The sequence below is a fragment of the Spirulina sp. CCY15215 genome, assembly GCF_016888125.1.
GTDB lineage: Bacteria > Cyanobacteriota > Cyanobacteriia > Cyanobacteriales > Spirulinaceae > CCY15215.
This window is the reverse complement of sequence record NZ_JACSWA010000114.1, coordinates 1-1,555: the sequence shown is the minus strand read 5'-3', so window position 1 is coordinate 1,555 and position 1,555 is coordinate 1. Positions and strand designations below refer to the sequence as shown.

The window sequence follows — 1,555 nt, the reverse complement described above, 5'->3', positions numbered from 1 at the left end:
AGAGGGAGCAACAGAGGGTCAACGTTGATGAGGTTGTTGGTAGAAGTGGTAATGGTTGCCCCTGTGGTGTTGCCGATGAGACTGGATTGGATGGTATCGAAGGTACCGCTTAAATCCGGTGCTTGTCCGCCGAGGTCTTGGTTTTGGGCGATGATGCTATTGTTAATGATACCGGTACCGCCGATAAAAATGCCACCACCATCACCCGTGCTATTGTTATCGGCATCGGTGACGTTGAAGGCGATCGTGCTGTTCGTTAATGTGATGTTGAATTTCGCATACAAACCACCACCATTATTATTAGCACTGTTACCACTCACTGTACTGTTCGTTAATGTGATGTCGCCGGTGTTCGCATATATACCACCACCATCACCATTAGTAGCATTAGCACCATTAGCACCGTTACCACTCACTGTACTGTTCGTTAATGTGATGTCGCCGCCGAACGCATACAAACCACCAGCCTTAGCACCAGCCTTGTTACCACTCACTGTACTGTTTGTTAATGTGATGTTGCCGTACAACGCATTCAAACCACCACCACTACCACTGGCATCATTACCACTCACTGTACTGTTCGTTAAGGTGATGTTGCCGCCGTACGCATACATACCACCACCATTACTATTAGAACTATTGCCACTCACTGTACTGTTCGTTAAGGTGATGCCGCCGGTCGCACGCAAACCACCACCAACATTAGCACTATTACCACTCACTGTGCTGTTCGTTAATGTGATGTTGCCGGTCGCAAACAAACCACCACCACTACCACCAGCACTATTACCACTCACTGTACTGTTTGTTAATGTGATGTTGCCGCCCGCACTCAAACCACCACCATTAGCACCTGCGACACTCCCATTCTGAATGGTTATATTCTGAATCGTCGCATTCGCTGCCGAGATATTGAATACCCGCGAATTTCCTCCCCCATCGAGTACAATTTTGCTTCCTCCATCCAGTGTTAAATTATTTGCCCAAGTTATCTCTCCATTTGTCCCCGATCCTGTCCCTACAAGTGTAATCGTGCCACTCACCTCAAAGGTAATCATATCTCCTGCTGCTGCATCGGTTTGAATCCGTTGTCGCAACGACCCTGCTCCTGTATTATTCAGATTCGTTACCGTCAGGGCTGCTAATTTCCCATCCCATCCTGAAAGCGTCTCTGCTGCAAAAGGATTCCCTACTTCTATACTTCCCGTACTCGCTTCTAAGACCCAATCCCCGCCATAATTGGCACTTCCCGTCGCATTGGTCGAAGCCGCTACATCTGCCCCTGTTAAATGTGCTAAATCACCAATGAGGGCTTGTCCCGCTTCTCCTAATGCCGTAAAACAACTGTAGAGCAAGATATCTGCCCCTTCATCGAGGGATTTTGCCCAGGTTGCCAATTGTCCGGCATAGTTGTTGATATTTTCATTTGTTACCCATGTTTTCCCTAACCAAAAGTTCCCTTCGTGTCCTTCTGCTGTGATGGCGATGCCGTCTAATTCTGTGTCTACTTCTTCGAGTTTCTCGCTTATCGCGGCAATTCCTTCTTCCTCGCGAC

The 1,555-nt window shown here is 47.9% G+C and carries 1 protein-coding gene; it reads right to left on the bottom strand.

All coding sequences use genetic code 11. From position 1 onward, the window contains the following. Positions 1–1,555 (bottom strand): DUF4347 domain-containing protein (locus JUI58_RS00515; RefSeq protein ID WP_204101798.1); only part of this gene is annotated, 1,555 nt, incomplete at both ends.